The sequence below is a fragment of the Geodermatophilus sp. SYSU D00691 genome (assembly GCF_054050275.1).
The window spans coordinates 1-18462 of the sequence record NZ_JBJGYZ010000060.1 but is presented as its reverse complement, the minus strand read 5'-3'; the positions used below and the strand labels follow the sequence as shown (position 1 = coordinate 18462).

At 73.6% G+C, this 18462-nt stretch carries 21 protein-coding genes; 7 read left to right on the top strand and 14 right to left on the bottom strand.

Features of this window, described 5'->3' with window-relative positions; all coding sequences use genetic code 11:
* Positions 1 to 102: 102 nt before the first annotated feature.
* Complete coding sequence (locus ACI797_RS26890; RefSeq protein WP_456863604.1) at positions 103 to 1317, top strand: serine/threonine-protein kinase; 1215 nt, start codon at positions 103 to 105, stop codon at positions 1315 to 1317.
* Between the two features lies 1 nt (position 1318).
* Here ACI797_RS26890 and ACI797_RS26885 read toward each other — a convergent pair whose 3' ends face one another.
* From ACI797_RS26885 to lpdA, 3 genes are read right to left on the bottom strand one after another with little or no spacing between them, the layout of a single operon-like run.
* Positions 1319 to 2227, bottom strand: coding sequence for a TIGR01777 family oxidoreductase (locus tag ACI797_RS26885; RefSeq protein WP_456863601.1), 909 nt, complete (start codon positions 2225 to 2227; stop codon positions 1319 to 1321).
* A 42-nt stretch (positions 2228 to 2269) separates the two neighbouring features.
* Positions 2270 to 4123 (bottom strand): 2-oxoglutarate dehydrogenase, E2 component, dihydrolipoamide succinyltransferase, encoded by a 1854-nt coding sequence (gene sucB / locus ACI797_RS26880; RefSeq protein ID WP_456863598.1) that lies wholly within the window; start codon positions 4121 to 4123, stop codon positions 2270 to 2272.
* Between the two features lie 45 nt (positions 4124 to 4168).
* Positions 4169 to 5548, bottom strand: a complete 1380-nt coding sequence (lpdA, locus tag ACI797_RS26875) for a dihydrolipoyl dehydrogenase (protein WP_456863596.1) — start codon at positions 5546 to 5548, stop codon at positions 4169 to 4171.
* A gap of 160 nt (positions 5549 to 5708) precedes the next feature.
* Here lpdA and ACI797_RS26870 point away from each other — a divergent pair, with 160 nt between their 5' ends.
* Entirely contained in the window at positions 5709 to 6056 is a 348-nt protein-coding gene (locus tag ACI797_RS26870) for an oxidoreductase (RefSeq protein ID WP_456863593.1), read from the top strand.
* Between the two features lie 16 nt (positions 6057 to 6072).
* Here the strand turns inward: ACI797_RS26870 and ACI797_RS26865 are convergent, their stop codons facing one another.
* On the bottom strand, positions 6073 to 7584 hold the full coding sequence (locus tag ACI797_RS26865) for a leucyl aminopeptidase (RefSeq protein WP_456863590.1): 1512 nt from the start codon (positions 7582 to 7584) through the stop codon (positions 6073 to 6075).
* A gap of 37 nt (positions 7585 to 7621) precedes the next feature.
* Between ACI797_RS26865 and gcvT the strand changes: the two genes are divergently transcribed.
* On the top strand, positions 7622 to 8752 hold the full coding sequence (gene gcvT, locus ACI797_RS26860; RefSeq protein WP_456863587.1) for a glycine cleavage system aminomethyltransferase GcvT: 1131 nt from the start codon (positions 7622 to 7624) through the stop codon (positions 8750 to 8752).
* 8 nt (positions 8753 to 8760) lie between these two features.
* Here the strand turns inward: gcvT and ACI797_RS26855 are convergent, their stop codons facing one another.
* From ACI797_RS26855 to ACI797_RS26840, 4 genes are read right to left on the bottom strand one after another with little or no spacing between them, the layout of a single operon-like run.
* Entirely contained in the window at positions 8761 to 9894 is a 1134-nt protein-coding gene (locus ACI797_RS26855) for a YihY/virulence factor BrkB family protein (protein ID WP_456863585.1), read from the bottom strand.
* A 42-nt stretch (positions 9895 to 9936) separates the two neighbouring features.
* Positions 9937 to 10209 (bottom strand): DUF4235 domain-containing protein, encoded by a 273-nt coding sequence (locus ACI797_RS26850; RefSeq protein WP_456539378.1) that lies wholly within the window; start codon positions 10207 to 10209, stop codon positions 9937 to 9939.
* Positions 10206 to 10499 carry a DUF3618 domain-containing protein gene (locus ACI797_RS26845; RefSeq protein ID WP_456863583.1) on the bottom strand — a complete coding sequence of 98 codons (294 nt, stop codon included), beginning with the start codon at positions 10497 to 10499 and terminating at the stop codon, positions 10206 to 10208. The genes ACI797_RS26850 and ACI797_RS26845 overlap by 4 nt, the downstream gene beginning before the upstream one ends.
* Positions 10496 to 10936, bottom strand: a complete 441-nt coding sequence (locus tag ACI797_RS26840; RefSeq protein WP_456863580.1) for a phage holin family protein — start codon at positions 10934 to 10936, stop codon at positions 10496 to 10498. The genes ACI797_RS26845 and ACI797_RS26840 overlap by 4 nt, the downstream gene beginning before the upstream one ends.
* 107 nt (positions 10937 to 11043) lie before the next feature.
* Between ACI797_RS26840 and ACI797_RS26835 the strand changes: the two genes are divergently transcribed.
* Positions 11044 to 11256, top strand: coding sequence for a hypothetical protein (locus ACI797_RS26835; RefSeq protein ID WP_456863577.1), 213 nt, complete (start codon positions 11044 to 11046; stop codon positions 11254 to 11256).
* Between the two features lie 49 nt (positions 11257 to 11305).
* Here ACI797_RS26835 and ACI797_RS26830 read toward each other — a convergent pair whose 3' ends face one another.
* Entirely contained in the window at positions 11306 to 12289 is a 984-nt protein-coding gene (locus ACI797_RS26830; RefSeq protein ID WP_456863574.1) for an aldo/keto reductase family protein, read from the bottom strand.
* Positions 12290 to 12338: 49 nt separating this feature from the next.
* Entirely contained in the window at positions 12339 to 12941 is a 603-nt protein-coding gene (locus ACI797_RS26825; RefSeq protein ID WP_456863571.1) for a DUF3043 domain-containing protein, read from the bottom strand.
* 142 nt (positions 12942 to 13083) lie between these two features.
* Here ACI797_RS26825 and ACI797_RS26820 point away from each other — a divergent pair, with 142 nt between their 5' ends.
* Positions 13084 to 13431: a HesB/IscA family protein gene (locus tag ACI797_RS26820; RefSeq protein ID WP_456539372.1), complete on the top strand. Its 348-nt coding sequence runs from the start codon at positions 13084 to 13086 to the stop codon at positions 13429 to 13431.
* Positions 13432 to 13513: 82 nt separating this feature from the next.
* Here the strand turns inward: ACI797_RS26820 and asnB are convergent, their stop codons facing one another.
* From asnB to ACI797_RS26805, 3 genes are read right to left on the bottom strand one after another with little or no spacing between them, the layout of a single operon-like run.
* Complete coding sequence (gene asnB, locus ACI797_RS26815) at positions 13514 to 15448, bottom strand: asparagine synthase (glutamine-hydrolyzing) (protein ID WP_456863567.1); 1935 nt, start codon at positions 15446 to 15448, stop codon at positions 13514 to 13516.
* Positions 15449 to 15494: 46 nt separating this feature from the next.
* Positions 15495 to 15833, bottom strand: a complete 339-nt coding sequence (locus ACI797_RS26810; RefSeq protein ID WP_456863564.1) for a DUF3817 domain-containing protein — start codon at positions 15831 to 15833, stop codon at positions 15495 to 15497.
* Positions 15833 to 16204 (bottom strand): metalloprotease, encoded by a 372-nt coding sequence (locus ACI797_RS26805; RefSeq protein ID WP_456863562.1) that lies wholly within the window; start codon positions 16202 to 16204, stop codon positions 15833 to 15835. Before ACI797_RS26805 ends, ACI797_RS26810 begins: the two co-directional genes overlap by 1 nt.
* A gap of 269 nt (positions 16205 to 16473) precedes the next feature.
* Here ACI797_RS26805 and ctaC point away from each other — a divergent pair, with 269 nt between their 5' ends.
* Complete coding sequence (ctaC, locus tag ACI797_RS26800; protein ID WP_456863559.1) at positions 16474 to 17409, top strand: aa3-type cytochrome oxidase subunit II; 936 nt, start codon at positions 16474 to 16476, stop codon at positions 17407 to 17409.
* A 43-nt stretch (positions 17410 to 17452) separates the two neighbouring features.
* Positions 17453 to 17857, top strand: coding sequence for a cytochrome c oxidase subunit 4 (locus ACI797_RS26795; protein ID WP_456863556.1), 405 nt, complete (start codon positions 17453 to 17455; stop codon positions 17855 to 17857).
* A 122-nt stretch (positions 17858 to 17979) separates the two neighbouring features.
* Here ACI797_RS26795 and ACI797_RS26790 read toward each other — a convergent pair whose 3' ends face one another.
* Positions 17980 to 18306, bottom strand: a complete 327-nt coding sequence (locus tag ACI797_RS26790) for a PspC domain-containing protein (protein WP_456863553.1) — start codon at positions 18304 to 18306, stop codon at positions 17980 to 17982.
* Positions 18307 to 18462: the final 156 nt, after the last annotated feature.

The window sequence follows — 18462 nt, the reverse complement described above, 5'->3', positions numbered from 1 at the left end:
CCGGCCGCCGGCCCCGCGCCGCGCGCCCGCCCCCCCCCGCCCCCCCCCCCCCCCCCCCCCCCCCCCCCCCCCCCCCCCCCCCCCCCCCCCCCCCCGGGCGAGGTGGTCACCGCGATCGCCCCGGTCGCCGCCGCCCTGGCGCACGCCCACGAGCAGGGCGTCGTCCACGGCGACCTCTCGCCGGGGAACATCGTGTTCACGGCCGAGGGCCGGCCGGTGCTCACCGACCTCGGGGTCGCGCGGGTGCTCGGGGAGGCCGCCGCCGGCGAGGTCACCCCCGCCTACGTCGACCCGACGGTCGCGCGCGGTGGGGCGCCCGGGCCGGCCTCCGACGTCTTCGGCGTCGCCGCCGCGGCCTTCCACGCCCTCACCGGCATCCCGCCCTGGAACGCCGCCGGGCCGGCCGAGACGCTGCAGGTGGCCGCCGTGGGGGTGCTGCCGGACCTGGCCGAGCTCGCCCCCGGGGCGCCGGAGGAGCTGCTGGCGGTGGTCACCCGCGGGCTGGCCGACGACCCGCACGAGCGCGGCACGGCGGCGGAGTTCGCCCTCGACCTGCGCCACGCCTGCCGCCCCGAGCCGGTCCGGCTGCCGGCCGAGGGGATCCCGGACGAGGAGCTGGGCCGCACCGGCCGCGGCCCGCGCACCGAGCTGACCCACCAGGTGCCCGGCCGCCGGCGGGCCGCACCGCCGGAACCCGAGCCCGAGCCGGCGCGGCGGTGGTCCGGCGCGCTCCCGGTGCTCCGGCGGGCCGCCGCGGTCACCGGCATCGGCGCCGTCCTGGCCACCGCCGTGTGGCTGGGCACGCGGTGGGGGAGCGGGGACGACGCCGCCCCGCCCGCGACGGCCGCCTCGTCGTCGTCCACCCCGCCGCCGGCCGCCGCGAGCCCGCGCCCGGTCGACCTGCGGGCGGTCCCCGACGGTGCCGCCGGGTGGCTGCCGGTGCTCGCCGAGCTCTACCGCCGACGGGCCGAGGCGTTCGGCACGGGCGGCCCCGACGCCCTGGCCGGCGTCTACACCGCGGGCAGCGCTCCGGGGGCGGCCGACGCGGCGTTCGCCGCCTCGCTGGTCGGCGCCGGTGAGGTGCTGCGCGGCTTCGCGCCCACCGTCGTCCGGGTGACTGCGGCGACGGTCGACGGCGACCGGGCCGAGGTGGAGCTGGTCGACGAGGTGCCCGGGTACGACGTCGTCCCCGCCGCGGCCCCGGCGGGACCGGCCCTGCGCAGCGACCCGGGCCGGCCGGCCGCACCGGTGCGGATGGTGCTGCGCGCCACCGCCGACGGCTGGCGGATCGAGAGCGCGGTGCTGGTGTCGTGGTGACCTACCGGAGCCGCAGGGCGGCGCGCAGGGCGGGCTCGAGCTCGGGATGGGTGAAGGAGTAGCCCGACGCCAGCAGCTTCTCGGGCAGCGCCCGCCGGCCGCCCAGGATGCTGGTCCGGGCGAACTCCCCGAGCGCGAGCGACAACGCGAACCCGGGCACCGGCAGCGGGGTCGGGCGCTTGACGACCCGGCCGAGGACACGGGTGAACTCGGCATTGGGCACGGGGTTCGGCGCCGTCATGTTCACCGGGCCGGACACGTCGGAGGTGAGCAGGTGGGCGATGCCGTCGACCTGGTCGGTGAGGGCGATCCACGGCCAGTACTGCTGCCCGGAGCCGATCCGGCCGCCGAGGCCCAGCCGGAACACCAGGCCGAGGATGCGCACCAGCGGCGCGCCGGGGCCGAGCACCAGGCCGGTGCGGAGGTTGACCACCCGCACGCCGGCGGCCGCCGCCGGCTCGGTGGCCGCCTCCCACCGGACGCACAGCCGCGCGAGGAACGAGTCGCCGGGCGGGTCGGCCTCGGTGACCGGCCGGTCGCCGAGGTCGGGGTAGTAGTCGATGCCGGACGCCGACACGAGCGCGCGCGGGCGGCCCGGGTCCTCGGCGGCCGCCGCGGCCAGCGCCTCGGCGATGGTCGTCGTCCCGTCGAGGCGGCTGTCGAGCAGCCGCTGCTTGTAGGCGCGGGTCCACGGGCGGGGCCGGATCGGCTCACCGGCCAGGTGCACGACGGCGTCGACGTCGCGCAGGAGGGCGGGGTCGATCCGGCGGTGCTCCGGCGCCCAGCGGTGCTCCTCCGCCGTCCGCGGGGTGCGCCGGACCAGCCGCAGCACCTCGTGGCCGTCGGCCTGGAGGCGGGGGACGAGGGTCCTGCCGATGAGCCCCGAGGCCCCGGTCACCGCGATCTTCACGCCAGCTCCTTCTGCTGTGGAGGCCCCCGCTGCGGGGATCAGCTACGCGAGGCCGAGGTCGCCCTCGAACTGACCGGCCTCGAGCCGCTCCTTGACCGTGACCAGGAAGCGGGCGGCGTCGGCGCCGTCGACGATCCGGTGGTCGTAGGTGAGGGCCAGGTAGACCATCGACCGGATCGCGATGACCTCGCCGAGGTCGGGGTCGGTCACCACGACCGGGCGCTTCACGACCGAGCCGGTGCCCAGGATCGCGACCTGCGGCTGGTTGATGATCGGCGTGTCGAACAGCGCCCCGCGGCTGCCGGTGTTGGTCAGCGTGAACGTGCCGCCGCCGAGCTCGTCCGGCGTCACCTTGTTCAGCCGGGTCCGCTCGGCGAGGTCGGCGATCTTGCGCGCCAGCCCGCCGATGGACAGGTCACCGGCGTCGTGGATGACCGGGACCAGGAGCCCGCGGTCGGTGTCGACGGCGACACCCAGGTTCTCGGTGTCGTGGTAGGTGACCGTGCCCGCCTCCAGGTCGATGGAGGAGTTGACGGCCGGGTGCGCCTTCAGCGCCTCGATCGACGCCTTGGCGAAGAAGGGCAGGAACGACAGCTTCACGCCCTCGCGGGCCTCGAAGTCCCGCTTCGCGCGGTTGCGCAGGGTGGCGATCCGCGTGACGTCGACCTCGACGACCGTCGTGAGCTGGGCGCTGACGGCCAGCGACTCGACCATGCGCTTGGCGATGACCGAGCGCAGCCGGGACATCTTCTCGGTGCGCCCGCGCAGCTTGGTGTCCGGCGTGGCCGCGGGGGACGGCGTCCGGGGCGCGGCGGCGGCCGCGGGAGCCGGGGCCGCCTTCGCCTCGGCGGCGGACAGCACGTCCTGCTTGCGGATCCGCCCGCCGACGCCCGTGCCCTGCACCGAGCCGAGGTCGACCCCGTGCTCGGCGGCGAGCCGGCGGACCAGCGGGGTGACGTAGTTGCCACCGCCGTCGCCGCTGGACGCCTCGGCGGCGGCCGGGGCGGGCTGCGACGGGGCGGGCTGCGACGGTGCCGGCTGCGACGCCGCCGGCCGGCCGGCCTGGCCGCCGGCCGAGCCGTAGTAGTCGGCGCCCTGCTCCGCGGAGACGGGCTCGGACTGCGCGGGCGCGGCCTGCTCCTGGCGCGGGGCCTCCTGCTGCGGGGCCTCCTGCTGGGGGGCCGGCTGCTCCTGCTGCGGCGGGGCGGCGGGCGCCGACGGCTCGCCACCACCGGCCGCGCCGGTGCCGATCACGGCCAGCTGGGCGCCGACCTCGACGGTCTCGTCCTCGGCGACGGTGATCTCGAGCAGGGTGCCCGACGCCGGGGCCGGGATCTCGGTGTCGACCTTGTCGGTGGAGACCTCGAGCAGCGGCTCGTCGGCGGCCACCTCGTCGCCGACGGCCTTGAGCCAGCGGGTGACGGTGCCCTCGGTGACGCTCTCGCCGAGGGCGGGCATGGTCACCGGCGTCCCCTGACCGCCGCCGCCACCGCCACCGCCGCCACCGCCACCGGACGGCGCGGGGGCGGGCTCGGGCTCGGCGGCCGGCTCCTCGGTCTGCTCGGCCGGGGTGGCCGGCATGTCCTGGTCCTCGGCGGAGGGCTGCTCGGTCTGCTGCGGCGCGGCGTCGGCCTGCGGCGCGGGGGCGCCGCCGTCGCCGTCCCCGCCGATGACCGCGAGCTCGGCGCCGACCTCGACGGTCTCGTCCTCGGCGACGAGGATCTTGGTCAGCACGCCCGCGGCGGGCGACGGGATCTCGGTGTCGACCTTGTCCGTCGACACCTCGAGGAGGGGCTCGTCGGCCTCGACCTGCTCGCCCTCCTGCTTGAGCCAGCGAGTGACCGTGCCCTCGGTGACGCTCTCGCCCAGGGCGGGCATGGTGACGGACGTCGGCATCGAGGCAGTGCTCCTTCTGGCGCGGTGTGTGGGTCTGGGTTCGGGTCAGCTGTGGGCGTGCAGCGGCTTGCCGGCCAGCGCCAGGTGCGCCTCGCCGACCGCCTCGCTCTGCGTGGGGTGCGGGTGGATCAGGGAGGCGACCTCGTCGGGCAGGGCCTCCCAGTTGTAGATGAGCTGGGCCTCGGCGATGAGCTCGCCGACCCGGCTGCCGACGATGTGCACGCCGACGACCGGGCCTTCGGGCGCCTGGATCAGCTTGACCGCGCCCGCGGTCTTGAGGATCTGGCTGCGCCCGTTGCCGGCGAGGTCGTAGCTGAGCGTCTTCACCTCGCCGTACTTCTCGCGGGCCTGCGCCTCGGTCAGCCCCACGGAGGCGACCTCGGGGTCGGAGTAGGTGATCCGCGGCACGCCGGCGTAGTCGATCGGGACCACGGGCAGCCCGGCCAGCCGCTCGGCGACGAGGATGCCCTCGGCGAAGCCCACGTGCGCCAGCTGCAGCGTGGGGATCAGGTCGCCGACGGCGGAGACGGTGGGGACGTTCGTGCGGCAGTACTCGTCGACGAGGACGAAGCCGCGGTCCATCGCGACCCCGGCCTCCTCGTAGCCGAGACCATCGCTCACCGGGCCCCGACCGACGGCGACCAGCACGATCTCGGCCTCGAGCTGCTTGCCGTTCTCCAGCGAGACCGCGACGCCGTCCTGCGTCGTCCGCACGCCGGAGACCCGGCTGCCGAGCTCGAAGCCGATCTTGCGGCGCCGGAAGGCGCGCTCGAGCAGCTTGGACGAGCCCTCGTCCTCGAGCGGGACGAGGTGCGGCAGCGCCTCGACGATGGTGACGTCGACGCCGAAGGACGTCCACGCGCTGGCGAACTCGCAGCCGATCACGCCGCCGCCGAGGACCACCGCCGAGGCGGGGACGCGGTCGAGGGCGAGCGCCTGGTCGCTGGTGATGACCCGGGTGCCGTCGATCTCGATGCCCGGCAGGGTGCGCGCGTAGGAGCCGGTGGCCAGCAGCACGTGCCGGCCCTCGTAGGTCTGCCCGCCCACGGCGACCGCGGTGGGGGAGACCAGCCGGCCCTCGCCCTCGACGTAGGTGATCCCCTTGCTCTTGATCAGGCCCTGCAGGCCCTTGTAGAGCCTGCCGACGACGCCGTCCTTGTAGGCGTTGACGCCGTCCATGTCGATGCCGGCCAGGGTCGTCTTGACCCCGAACTGCTCGCCCTCGCGGGCGAGGTCGGCGACCTCGCCGGCGTGCAGCAGGGCCTTGGTCGGGATGCAGCCGCGGTGCAGGCAGGTGCCGCCCACCTTGTCCTTCTCGACCAGGACGACGGACAGGCCGAGCTCGGCGGCGCGCAGCGCCGCTGCGTACCCGCCGGAGCCGCCGCCGAGGATGACCAGGTCGGCCGGGCCGGCGGGTGCACTCACGGGAACTCCCTCGCAACAGCAGGTGTCGCCCGCCCGGGGGACCGGGGGCGGGGTGGTCCGCCCACATCCTGCCACTCCGGGAACGGCGCGGCCGTACGCACCGTTGGGCTCACGGAGCGTCGCGGCGCAGGCCGGGGCGTGGTGGCGACAGGAGAGCGTCATGGGGCTTCTCGACCGGCTGCGCGGTCGCGGCGGCGGGAGCGCCGACGGGCGCCGCGGCACGCTCGACCGCGGCTCGCACAAGGGCGACCTCACCCACCTCGAGCAGTTCGTCGCCAGCCGCCGCGGGGTGGAGGGCTACGTCGAGCCGCGCACCGCCGTCACCGAGACGACCATCCTGCTGGTCGCCGCCGACGGCGAGTGGACCCGCCGGCGCATCGACGGTCCCGACGTCGCCCGCCGCCTGCAGCGCGACCTCGGGATCCCCGTCTACGACGCGCAGGTCACCGGCTACCCCCAGCGCATGCGCGACTGGAGCGCCCGGCAGAAGCAGAACCGGCTCGACTAGCTCCCTCGGCGCCGGGCTACTCGGCGATGAGGTCCTCGATGGTGGCCAGGAGGGTCCGCACCGGGACGCCGGTGCCGCCCTTGGTCACGTGGCCCCACGGCGCGCCGGTGTTGTAGGCCGGGCCGGCGACGTCGATGTGCGCCCACGGCAGCCCGTCGGGCACGAACTCGGCCAGGAAGTGCGCGCCGACGAGCATGCCGCCCATCCGGTCGGCGTTGGCGTTGACGAAGTCGGCGATGGGCGAGTCGATGCCCTTGCGCAGCTCGGCCGGCAGCGGCATGGGCCACATGCCCTCGCCGACCCGCGTGCCGGCGGCGACGACGGCGTCGCGCAGCTCGTCGGTGCCCATGACGCCGGCCGTCCGGTTGCCCAGCGAGACCTGCTGCGCGCCGGTGAGGGTCGAGGTCTCGAGCAGCACGTCGGGGGCGTCCTCGGCGGCGCGGGAAATCGCGTCGGCCAGGATCACCCGCCCCTCGGCGTCGGTGTTGGTGATCTCCGACTTCTTGCCGTTGCGGAAGGTGACCACGTCGCCGGGCCGGTAGGCGGTGCCGCTGGGCAGGTTCTCGGCGATCGGCACGGTGGCGGTGACCTCGACCGGCAGCCCGAGCTCGGCAACCAGGCACACCGTCGCGATCACCGCGGCCGCGCCGGCCATGTCGCTGGTCATGTGGTGCATGTTCAGCGCCGGTTTGATCGACAGGCCGCCGCTGTCGAAGGTGATGCCCTTGCCGACCAGCGCGACCTTCCTGCGCGCCTTCCTGCCCTTGTAGGTCAGCCGCAGCAGCCGGGGGCCGCGGGCGGAGCCGCCGCCGACGGCGAGGATCCCGCCGTAGCCGCCGGCTGCCAGCGCCTTCTCGTCGAGGACCTCGACCGACAGGCCGGCCTTGTCGCCGGCGGCCGCGCCGCGGGCGGCCAGCTCGGCCGGGTAGAGGTCGTTGGGCGGGGTGTTGACCAGGTCGCGCACCAGCCGGACGGCGTCGGCGACCGCGCGCACGTGCGTGAGCGCGGCCTTGGCCTCACCGGTGTCGGGCACGACCACCTCGAAGGCGGCCGGCGGGGTGGGCCGGTTCGCCGGCAGGTCGGACTTGTAGGCGGTGAACTCGTAGGCGCCGAGCAGCGAGCCCTCGCCGACGGCGTGCAGCCGCTCGACGTCCGGCGTCCCGCCGATCGCGGCCAGCAGGGTCACCACCGAGCCGCGCCCGCCCAGCGCGCGGCTGGCCGCGCCGGCCGCCCGGCGCACCGCGTCGGGGCGGTAGCCGCCGTCCACGGCGGGCGACCCGAGCCCGGCGGCCAGGACCACCGGGAAAGGGCCCTGCCCGAGGGTGGCCACCTTGGTGACCTCCTCCTCGGCGCCGCGGGCGCCGAGGTCGGCGAGGGCGGGGAACAGCTTGCCCCCGAGGATGCGGTCGACGGCCTCCGCGCCCGGCGTGGGCAGCAGCCCGTCCGGCCCCTTGCCGATGCCGATGACGACGGCGTCGGCGGAGAGCTTCTCGAGGGGGCGGTCGGTGGTGGCGATCGTCGGCGGCACGGCGTCGATCGTATGGGCACGGCTAGCGTGACCTCCCGTGAGCCCGAAGACGTCCCCGCTGCACGACCGGCACGTCGCCGCCGGTGCCAAGCTCGCCGACTTCAGCGGCTGGTCGATGCCGATCGAGTACGCCGGGGGAGGGGTGCTGGCCGAGCACACCGCCGTCCGCACCGCCGTCGGCCTCTTCGACGTGTCGCACCTGGGCACCGGCACCGTCCGCGGCCCGGGGGCGGCCGCCTTCGTCGACCGGTGCCTCAGCAACGACCTGTCGCGCATCGAGCCGGGACAGGCGCAGTACACGCTGTGCTGCAGCGCCGGCGGCGGCGTCGTCGACGACCTGATCCTGTACCTACACGGCCCGGACGACGTCCTGCTGGTGCCGAACGCGGCCAACGCCGCCGAGGTGTTCGGCCGGCTGGCCGCCGAGGCGCCGGACGGCGTGCAGATCACCGACCGGCACGAGGAGGTCGCCGTCCTCGCCGTCCAGGGCCCGCGCTCGCCGCAGGTGCTGGAGGCCGTCGGCCTCGCGGCCGACCTGGGGTACATGTCCTTCGCGGCCGGCGACGTCACGGTCTGCCGCACCGGCTACACCGGCGAGCACGGCTACGAACTGCTGGTCGCCGCCGAGCGGGCCGGCGAGCTGTGGGACGCGCTGCTCGCCGCGGGGCAGGACCAGGGCATCCGGCCGTGCGGGCTGGGCGCCCGCGACACCCTGCGCACCGAGATGGGCTACCCGCTGCACGGGCACGAGCTGTCGCTGGAGATCTCGCCGGTGCAGGCGCGGTCGGGCTGGGCGGTCGGCTGGAAGAAGGAGCGGTTCTGGGGCCGCGAGGCGCTGCTCGCCGAGAAGGAGGCCGGCCCGGCGCGGCTGCTGTGGGGGCTGCGCGCCACCGGCCGGGGCATCCCGCGCCCGGGCATGCCGGTGCTGGACGGTGCCGGCGAGCGGATCGGCGAGGTCACCAGCGGGACGTTCTCACCGACGCTGAAGACCGGCATCGGCCTGGCCCTGCTCGACACCGCGGCCGGCGTGGCCGAGGGAGCAGAGGTGACCGTCGACGTCCGCGGCCGCCCGCAGCCGGTCGAGGTGGTCCGCCCGCCCTTCGTCGAGTCGCACACGAAGGACCCCGTGACCCCCCACCACTCGCAGGCTCGCGGCGGGGCCCTGTAACGGGGCCGTCAGGCGCGCTGCTTGGACTCCTTCGTCGGCTCCGGCGGGTCCGGCAGGGTGTCGGCGACCGTGGCGTTGCGCTCGCCCATCGGCTCGGGGTGGCCCTCGGTGGTGTCGCGCGCCGTCTGGTGCTCGGCCTCGGCGTTGATCTCGGCGCCCAGCAGGATCAGGTAGCAGGTCAGGTACAGCCACAGCATCAGCACGATGACGCCGGCGATCGCGCCGTAGGTCTTGTCGTAGGACCCGAAGTTGTTCACGTACAGGCTGAACCCGAGGCTGACCAGCGCCCAGACGACCGTGACGACGACCGAGCCGAGGCTGACCCAGCTCAGCCGCGGGGCGTCGCGGTCGGGTGCCACCCGGTAGAGGACGGCGAGCGAGCCGGCCATCACCAGGAGCAGCAGCACCCAGCGGATCACCTGCCCGAGGATCGTGCCGACGACGCCGAGCGGCAGGGCGTCCAGCACGGCCGGGACGACGGCGAGGAGCCCCACGGTGAGCAGGACGAACACGATCGCGCCGAGGGTCAGCCCCAGCGAGAGCGCCCGCATCTTGACGAAGTTGCGGGTCTCCACCTCGTCGTAGGCGATGTTGATCGCGGTGACCATGTTGTTCACACCGCCGGAGGCGCTCCACAGCGCGGCCAGGATCGACACGATCAGCCCGAAGGTGAGCGCTCCGCCGGCGTTCTCCGTGATGCTCTCGAGCTGGTCCCCGATCAGCGAGGCGGCGTCGTCGGGCAGCTGGGCGGAGATGTCCTCGACCTGCCGGGCCACCGTCTCGGGGGAGGCCACCAGACCGTAGAGCGAGATCGCGGCGATGAGCGCCGGGAAGATCGCCAGGAACGCGAAGAAGGCCACGCCGCCGGCGATGATCGGCATGTTGTCGGCCTTGTTCTCGGCCCACGCCCGCTTGACGATCTGCTTCCATCCCTTGAACGGGATCTGGGTGGGCTTCTCGGCGGTGACGCCGGGCAGCTCCTCCTCGCTGGGGGCGTCGGGCGGGACGCGGTCGGCGTCCGACCGCGGACGGGCGGCGCGCTCCTCCTCCGCGGCCGCGGCGGCGGCGCGCCGGGCCGCCTTCTCCTCGACCCGCTGCTTGATGCGCTCGACGGCGCTCTCGCGGTGGCTGGTTCCGGCCATGTGGTCCCCCTGGCAGATGGCGGGTCGAGGAGACGGCGGGCGTCAGTCGCCCGGCCAGCTCCCGGTGAGCTTGGTGAAGCCGCGGGCCCCGGCGCGGTCGATGGCGGCCTTGGTGGCCGCGAAGATCGCGCCCTGCAGCGCCGCGGCCAGGACGACCTCGCGCATGCGGTACTCGCTCTGCAGCGCGCTGGGCGCGTCCTCCTCGTCGGCGATCTTCTTCCAGACCTGCTTGAAGATCACTCCGGACAGGGTGCCGGCCAGGATGCCGCCCAGCAGGCCGATCGGCCGGTAGGCGATCTTGGCTCCCTTGCTCACCGTTTCCTCCTCGAGGTCGTGGGGGTGCTCGAACGCTTGCGCCGCAACACCACCAGACCGACCACCACCGCGACCAGCCCCAGCACCGCGCCGAGCACGACCGGCGGGCTCTCGCGGTAGGTCTCGACGGCGGTGTCGCGGGCCCGGTAGACGCCCTCGCGCGCCCGGGCGGGGACGTCGAGGCGGCGGCTGAGCTCGTCGACGGTCCGGCCGAGCTGGTCGCGGGTCGCCTCGATCTCGGCCTTGATCGCGTCGGGGTCGGGGGCGCCGTTGCCGGAAGGCGCCGTCACCGGGCGATCCCCTGCTTCACCGTGGCGATGTCCTGCTGGACGCTGGCGATCGTGTCGGTCGGCATCGGCGGCGCCGCCGACTGCACGTCCTTCTTGCCGATCAGGGCGAGGACGCCGGCGACGGCGAAGAGCACCACGGCGACGATGATCGCGGCCAGCCAGCCGGGCAGCACGTTGGCCAGACCGAGGATCAACGCCGTGATGAGGGCGTTCAGCCCGAGGATCGCGACCAGCCCGGCCCCGCCGAACAGCCCGGCGCCGACGCCGAGCCGCTTGGCCTTCTGCGTCACCTCGGCCTGGGCGAGGCGAACCTCGTCGCGCACGAGCCGGCTGACCTGGTCGGTCAGGTCGCCGATCAGCTGACCGGTGGAGACGTTCTTCGGATCCGGCGGGGATGTCTCCGCACGGGTCGCCCCGGTGGCTGGGGGCTGGCTCATCGGTCCTCCGGTCCTCGGGCGGGGCTCGTCGATGCCCCTGCATGCCCGCCCGGGGGAGCGGATAACCGGCCGTCGATCACAGTCGGGGAACGGATAGCGTGCGGTCCATGACCTGGACCTGGCGGCTGGAGGACCCGTCCGGCGCGGCCATCGACCCGGCCTCGATCGGCGTGGAGGTGCCCGACTCGGACAACCAGGGCGACGCCGAGTCGTGGCTGGGGGAGAACTGGCGGGAGCTGCTGGCCCGCGGGGTGGCGACCGTGACCCTGTTCCACGGCGAGGACGAGGTCTACGGGCCCATGGGGCTCGCCGCGACCTGAGCGGAGGCTCGGGGTGAAGGAGAGCTTCACCCCGAGCCTCCGGTGACGGCTAGCCGCGCGAGGTCTTCGCGGGGTCGCGCTCGACGACGCCGCCCAGGACGTCGTCGATCCGCTGCAGCACGTCGGCGTCGAGCTTCACGCCGGCGGCCTTGACGTTGTCGTGCACCTGCTCGGGCCGGCTGGCGCCGATGATCGCCGCGGCGACGTTCGGGTTCTGCAGCACCCACGCCACGGCCAGCTGGGCCATCGAGAGCCCGAGGTCGTCGGCGATGGGCCGCAGGTCCTGCACGGCGCTGAGGATCTCGTCGGTCATGAACCCCTGCATCGAGCCGCCGACGCTCGCGTGCCCGGCCCGGGTGTCGGCGCCCGGCTGCTCGCCCGGCCGGTACTTGCCGGTGAGCACGCCCTGGGCCAGCGGCGACCACACGATCTGCGACAGGCCCTCCTTCTCGGAGGTGGGCACGACCTCGGCCTCGATGACCCGCCAGAGCATGGAGTACTGCGGCTGGTTGCTGATCAGCTGGATGCCGAGCTCGCGGGCCAGCTCGGCGCCGGCCGCGATCTCCTCGGCCCGCCACTCCGAGACGCCGATGTAGAGGACCTTGCCCTGCCGCACCAGGTCGGCGAAGGCGCTCATCGTCTCCTCGAGCGGCACCGTCTCGTCGTAGCGGTGGGCCTGGTAGAGGTCGACGTAGTCGGTCTGCAGCCGCTGCAGCGAGGCGTGGCAGCTCTCGATGATGTGCTTGCGGGACAGGCCGCGGTCGTTCGGGCCGGGGCCGGTGGGCCAGTAGACCTTGGTGAAGATCTCGAGGCCCTCGCGGCGCTGGCCGGCGAGCGCGCGGCCGAGCACCGACTCGGCCTTGGTGCCGGCGTAGACGTCGGCGGTGTCGAAGGTGGTGATCCCGGCGTCGAGGGCGGCGCGGACGCAGGCGTGCGCCGCGTCCTCCTCGACCTGGCTGCCGTGGGTCAGCCAGTTGCCGTACGCGATCTCGGAAATGTTCAGGCCGGAACGGCCGAGGCGTCTGTGCTCCACGTGCAGCGACCGTAGCCGCGGTCCCGCGACGGTGCGGAGCCGGCTCCGGCTAGAGCTGCGCCCCGATCGCGACCTCGGGCTTCGGGAAGCGCCAGCGGCGGATCATGGTCGACCGGCTGATGCCGTACCAGGTGACGCCCTTGTGGCTCTCGTCCGGCAGCTTCTCGGCCAGCGTGCGCTTGATCTTCCGGGTCAGCAGCACCGAGTCGACGATGAAGATGAGGAAGAACGCCATCAGCACGAAGCTCGTGTAGCTGCGGATCACCAGGTTGGGGACGAAGGTGCCGACCAGGGCCAGCGCGGCGACGAGCAGGAAGAGGCTGCCGATGTTGCGGCGGGAGTCGACGACGTTGCGGACCAGCCGCCGCACCGGACCGCGGTCGCGGGCCGGCAGGTAGGAGTCGTCGCCGCGGGCGGCGGCCTGCCGGGCGGCACCCCGGTTGGCGGCCTGCTGCTCGCGCATCCGCTTGTAGGCCTCCTTGCGCGTGGTGGGAGGCGGCGGGGGCGGCCCGGGACGGCGCCCCTGGGCCTCGTTGCGCTTGGGCGTGGGACGGCCCTTGCCCGCCGTCCTGACCGTGGCGGTGTCGGCGACCGGCGTCTCGGGTGCCGTCGTCTCGTCGGTCGGCTTGCGGCCGGGCAGGCGGAGCTTCACGACCGGCAAGTCTACGTGCGGCCCGGCCGTGTCCTCGGCGGATGCGTCCGCGCGCCGTACAGTGGGAAGAAGCTCCGCTGCGGCGGCGTTGACCCGTTTTCGGAACAGCCGCTGCGGGACCTCGGATGTGGGAGGACAGAACATGACGGTGCAGGACACGCAGGCGACCGGCGTCATCCTGAGCGAGGCTGCGTCGGGCAAGGTCAAGGCGCTGCTCGACCAGGAGGGCCGTGACGACCTGCGGCTGCGCATCGCCGTCCAGCCCGGTGGGTGCTCGGGTCTGCGCTACCAGCTCTTCTTCGACGAGCGCTTCCTCGACGGCGACCAGACATACGAGTACGGCGGCGTCGAGGTGATCGTCGACCGGATGAGCGGCCCCTACCTCGGCGGCGCGGTCATCGACTTCGTCGACACGATCGAGAAGCAGGGCTTCACGATCGACAACCCCAACGCGCAGGGCTCCTGCGCCTGCGGCGACAGCTTCCACTGAGCGCCGCGCTCGCCAGAGCGCTGAAACGGCCGAGGCCCGGGATCCGCTGGATCCCGGGCCTCGGCCGTTCGACGCCTCGTTCCTACAACCGCACGGGGTAGACGGTCTCCGGGATCTCGGGCTTGATCCGCTCCTCGACGAAGATCCCGTGCCAGACCATGAAGACCAGCACCTCCCACACCTGGCGGGCGGTGCGCTTGCTCGGCTGGTCGGCGGTGCGCAGCGACTCGAGCAGCCGGTGCACGTGGTCGCGGTCGAGCCACTCGTCGGTCTGGCTCTCGCTGACGATGTCGCGGGCCCAGTCGTGCAGCGGCCCGGCCAGGAACTCCCCGGTCGGCACGGGGAAGCCGAGCTTGCGCCGGTGCAGGATCGGCTCGGGGACGATCTGCTCCATCGCCCGGCGCAGGGCGTACTTCGTGGCGTCGCCCCTGGGCGGGACGCGCTGGTCGAGCGGGATGGTGCTGGCGAGCGCGAAGACCTCGGAGTCCAGGAAGGGCACCCGCAGCTCGAGCGAGTTGGCCATGGTCATCTTGTCGGCCTTGACCAGGATGTCGCCGCGCAGCCAGGTGAACAGGTCGACGTACTGCATCGCCGTCACGTCGTCGTAGCCGGCCTCGCGGGTGCGCCGGTAGAGGTCCTCGGTGACCTGGACGTGCGACAGATCCGGGTCCCGACCGGGCAGCAGCTGCGCCAGCTCGTCGGCGTTCAGGTTGCGGGCGTTGCCGTAGTACCGCTGCTCCAGGTCCTGCGACGCCCGCTCCAGCAGGCTCTGCCCGCGGACGCCCTCGGGCATCAGCTTCGACAGCCGGCCCAGCACGCGGCGACCTGCGGCCGGCAACTTCGACGCCCACGCGAGGCTCAACGGCTCGCGGTAGATCGTGTAGCCGCCGAACAGCTCGTCGGCGCCCTCGCCGGAGAGCACGACCTTCACGTGCTTGCGGGCCTCGCGGGCCACGAAGTACAGCGGCACGAGCGCGGGGTCGGCGACCGGGTCGTCGAGGTACCAGACGACCTCGGGGATCGCCGCGGCGAATTCCTCGGCGGTGATGACGACCGGGTAGTGCTTGACGCCGAGCGTCGCCGCCGACTCCGCGGCGATGTCGACCTCGGAGGTCGACTCGCGCTCGAACCCGACGGTGAAGGTGAGCAGGTCGGGGTTGTAGCGCTTGGCCAGCGCGGCGATGGCCGTGGAGTCGATGCCGCTGGACAGGAACGAGCCGACGGTCACGTCGGCCCGCATGTGCTTGGCGACCGACTCGTCGAGGGCCGCGGCGATGCGGTCGTAGAGCTCCTGCTCCCGGCCCGCGGGCACCGGCTGCGGCCGGAAGGTCGGGTGGAAGTAGCGCGTGGTGGTCAGCTCGCCGTTCGCGACGGTGAAGCTGGTGCCGCTCTCGATCCGGCGGATGCCGCGGTGCAGGGTCGCCGGCTCCGGCACGTACTGCAGCGTCAGGTAGTGCTGCAGGCTGGCGGCGTCGACGCCGCCGGCCGCGTCGCTGCCGCCGAGCAGCTCCAGCAGGGCCTTCTTCTCCGAGGAGAAGACCAGCCCGCCGTCGGCCAGCCGGGCGGTGAACAGCGGCTTGATGCCGAACGGGTCGCGGGCGCCGAACGCCGTCCTCGTGGCGGTGTCCCAGATGACGAAGGCGAACATGCCGCGCAGCCGCGTGACGACGTCCTCGCCCCACAGGTGGTAGCCGGCGACGATCGTCTCGGTGTCACCGTGCGTCGTCAGCTCCAGGCCGGCGGCCTGCAGCTCCTCGCGCAGCTCGACGTAGTTGTAGATCTCGCCGTTGAACAGGATCCGGTAGCGGTCCTGCGCGTAGGGCAGCGGCTGCGGGCTGCCCTCGACGTCGATGATCGACAGCCGGTTGAACGCGAGGACGACGTTGCGGTCCGACCAGACCGCGGTGTCGTCGGGGCCGCGGTGGTGCAGGCAGTGCAGGGCGTCGCGCATGCCGGACACGCGGTCGTCGTCGACCCGGTCGGCGTCCGTGGACAGGTAGGCCAGCAGGCCGCACATGCGGGGGCTCCTGGGGTTCGGGGACGGGGGAGCGGGGGACGGCCGGCTACAGCGGGAGGCCCGCGCGCACCCGCGCGGTCACCCGGCGCTCGGCCCAGAAGGACAGGAAGGGGACGACGCCGGCGAGCAGCACCAGCACCGTGCCCTTGGGCGTCCACCTGGCCCGCAGGGCCAGGTCGAAGGCGGCCGCCAGGTAGACGATGTAGAAGACGCCGTGGATGGGGGAGACCACCGCCGACACCTCGGGCACGTCCGCCAGGTAGCGCAGCGGCATGGCGACGAGGACCAGCACCAGCAGCATCACGCCGACGACGTAGGCCATGACCCGGTACCGGGTGAGGGCGGTGCCGACGGTGCGGACGCCGTCCTGCGTCTGCTCGGCCATCAGCGACCCGCCGCCGAGCTGCGCGAGTTCTTGAGGGCCTTCTCGTTGAGCTCGGCCAGGTAGGCGTTGTACGCCGCCAGCTCCGGGTCGCCGGAGGTGTCGATGCGCGGGCGCTGGTACAGGACGACCTCCGTGCCGGGCTCGTCCGCTTCGGGGTCCCGGTGGAGCTCGTCGCGGATCATGCGTGAGTAGAACCACAGGCCCATGAGCCCGTAGAGCGGCCACTGGAGCGCGTAGCTCCAGTTGACCGCACCGCCGCCGTCCTCGGCCTTGCTCAGCTGCCAGTAGCCGAGGAACCAGGTCGCGACGAACAGAGCCGCGACCAGCAGGTGCAGCAGCACCCACTTCGGGGTCAGCAGCCGGCGGTACACGCGTCCGACTCTAACCGGCCGCGCCGCCGCCGCGGTGGCCCTGCGCGGGCGGGTGGGACGGCCGGGACGCCGCGGACGACGCGGGGCAGGTCACGTGCTGGTCACGGCCGGGCCACGACCCGGCGCCGTCCCGTCCCGCGGTGGGGGGTCGCCGCGCGGGGTCGGATAGTCTCGCGCCACACTGTGATCGACGTGTGGGACCCGTGTGCGGCCTGCGCGCGCAAGGACCGCCCGGGCCGTCCGGGTGGGGGACGAGGAGGCAACGAGCAGTGGCTCGAGGCAGCAGGGTCGTGCGGCTGGGCGCGCTCGGTCTCCTGGGTGGTCTCACCCTCACCGGGTGCGAGATGCCGAACAACGAGTTCTGGCGCTTCGGCTGGCCGGAAGGCATCACCGAAGAGGCCGAGTCGATGCGCGAGCTGTGGACGGGCTCGGTCATCGCCGCGCTGATCGTCGGCATCATCACGTGGGCGCTGATCCTCTGGTGCGTCGTCCGCTACCGGAAGCGCAGCGACGAGCTGCCCCGCCAGACGGCGTACAACCTGCCGCTGGAGATCGTCTACACGATCATCCCGTTCCTCATCATCGCCGGCCTGTTCTTCTTCACCGTGGTCGTGCAGAACCGCGTGCAGGAGCGCAGCGCCGACCCCGACGTCACGATCGACGTCAACGCGTTCAAGTGGAACTGGCAGTTCGTCTACCCCGAGACCGAGGACCCCGACGGCAACCCGGTCGAGACCGTGGGCGACAGCGAGGAGATCCCGATCCTCGTGCTGCCCACCGACCGCACGATCCGCTTCCAGGTCGCCTCGGCCGACGTCATCCACTCGTTCTGGGTGCCGGAGTTCCTCTTCAAGCTCGACGTCATCCCGGGCAACGAGAACGGCCGGGACAACGTCTTCGAGGTGACCGTCACCGAGCCCGGTGCCTACGTCGGCCGCTGCGCCGAGCTGTGCGGCACGTACCACGCGTACATGAACTTCGAGGTGCGCGCGGTGTCGCCGGACGCCTACGAGGACTACCTCGCCGCCCGCGAGGACGGCGCCAGCACGGCCGAGGCGCTCGAGAGCATCGGCGAGGACCCGACCGCCACCACGACGACACCGTTCGACCTGGTCAACGACTACCAGCGCACCGAGAACCAGCGGCCCGGCTCGCAGGGCGGCAGCGAGGACGTCGGCGGCAACACCCAGGACGAGGGCAACTGACGATGCGGACCTCGGACCTCACCACGCAGCAGGGGGGACGGCCGTGAAGGTCGAAGCGCTCATCTTCAACATCATCGCGGTGTTCTGCGTCATCGCCGCCGTCGTCTACGGCGTCTGGGCGCGCGAGCCGATCGGCACGACGGCCCTGGTCCTGTCGGCCGGCCTGACCGGCCTGGTGGGCGGCTTCTTCTGGTTCATCTCGCGCCGCATAGACGCGCGGCCGGAGGACCGCAAGGACGCCGAGATCGCCGACGGCGCCGGCGAGCTGGGCTTCTTCAGCCCGAGCAGCTACTGGCCCTTCGCCATCGGTGTCTCCGCGGCGCTGATGGGCCTGGGCCTGGCCTTCTGGTACTCGTGGTTGATCATCATCGCCGGCGTGGCGCTGCTCATCACCATCGGCGGTCTGCTCTTCGAGTACTACGTGGGGCAGAACGCCACGCAGAGCTGACGAAGGACCCCGCTGCCCCCCACCGCTCGCACGCTCGCGGCGGGACCCTGCACCGGGGCCGTTCCAGAACCTCGCCAAGGCCCCCGGTCCGTCTCGGATCGGGGGCCTTCGTGCGTCCGGGGTCAGCCGGTCGTCGAGCGGCGGGTCATCCGCTCGTGCAGCCGCTGCACCTGGCGGTCCAGCGGGCTCGGCACGAAGTCAGCGGCGGCGGGGGCGCTGGGCATGAGCACCCACAGGAGCAGGTAGACGAGGACGCCGGCACCGCCGGCCACGGTCAGGCCGACGAAGCCGACCCGCCAGAGCAGCGCGTCGATGCCGCTGTACTCCGCCAGGCCGCCGCAGACACCGCCGACCATGCGGTCGGAGGTGCTGCGCTGCAGCTGCGTGCGGGGGCCCGGCTGCTGCGGGGCGGGGTCGATGGTCGGGGGAGTGGTGGCTGCGGAGGTCATGGCAACGAGCCTGCCGCGCGCGGGCGCCCACGGGCATCGGGGAACGCCCGGATCCGTCCCTGGTTCGCCGTCCCCGGGGAGACCCTGGCCCGACCGGCGATCCGGGGGGGTGACGTGCGCTGATGGCGCGTTCCGGTGGGCGGAACGCGCCATCAG

What these genes read in the sequence shown, in the direction of transcription:
- sucB (WP_456863598.1), bottom strand. Translation starts at nt 4,123, where the DNA reads ATGCCGACGTCCGTCACCATGCCCGCCCTGGGCGAGAGCGTCACCGAG.
- ACI797_RS26870 (WP_456863593.1), top strand. Translation starts at nt 5,709, where the DNA reads ATGGGGCTTCTCGACCGGCTGCGCGGTCGCGGCGGCGGGAGCGCCGAC.
- ACI797_RS26855 (WP_456863585.1), bottom strand. Translation starts at nt 9,894, where the DNA reads ATGGCCGGAACCAGCCACCGCGAGAGCGCCGTCGAGCGCATCAAGCAG.
- ACI797_RS26840 (WP_456863580.1), bottom strand. Translation starts at nt 10,936, where the DNA reads ATGAGCCAGCCCCCAGCCACCGGGGCGACCCGTGCGGAGACATCCCCG.
- ACI797_RS26835 (WP_456863577.1), top strand. Translation starts at nt 11,044, where the DNA reads ATGACCTGGACCTGGCGGCTGGAGGACCCGTCCGGCGCGGCCATCGAC.
- ACI797_RS26820 (WP_456539372.1), top strand. Translation starts at nt 13,084, where the DNA reads ATGACGGTGCAGGACACGCAGGCGACCGGCGTCATCCTGAGCGAGGCT.
- asnB (WP_456863567.1), bottom strand. Translation starts at nt 15,448, where the DNA reads ATGTGCGGCCTGCTGGCCTACCTGTCCACGGACGCCGACCGGGTCGAC.
- ACI797_RS26810 (WP_456863564.1), bottom strand. Translation starts at nt 15,833, where the DNA reads ATGGCCGAGCAGACGCAGGACGGCGTCCGCACCGTCGGCACCGCCCTC.
- ACI797_RS26790 (WP_456863553.1), bottom strand. Translation starts at nt 18,306, where the DNA reads ATGACCTCCGCAGCCACCACTCCCCCGACCATCGACCCCGCCCCGCAG.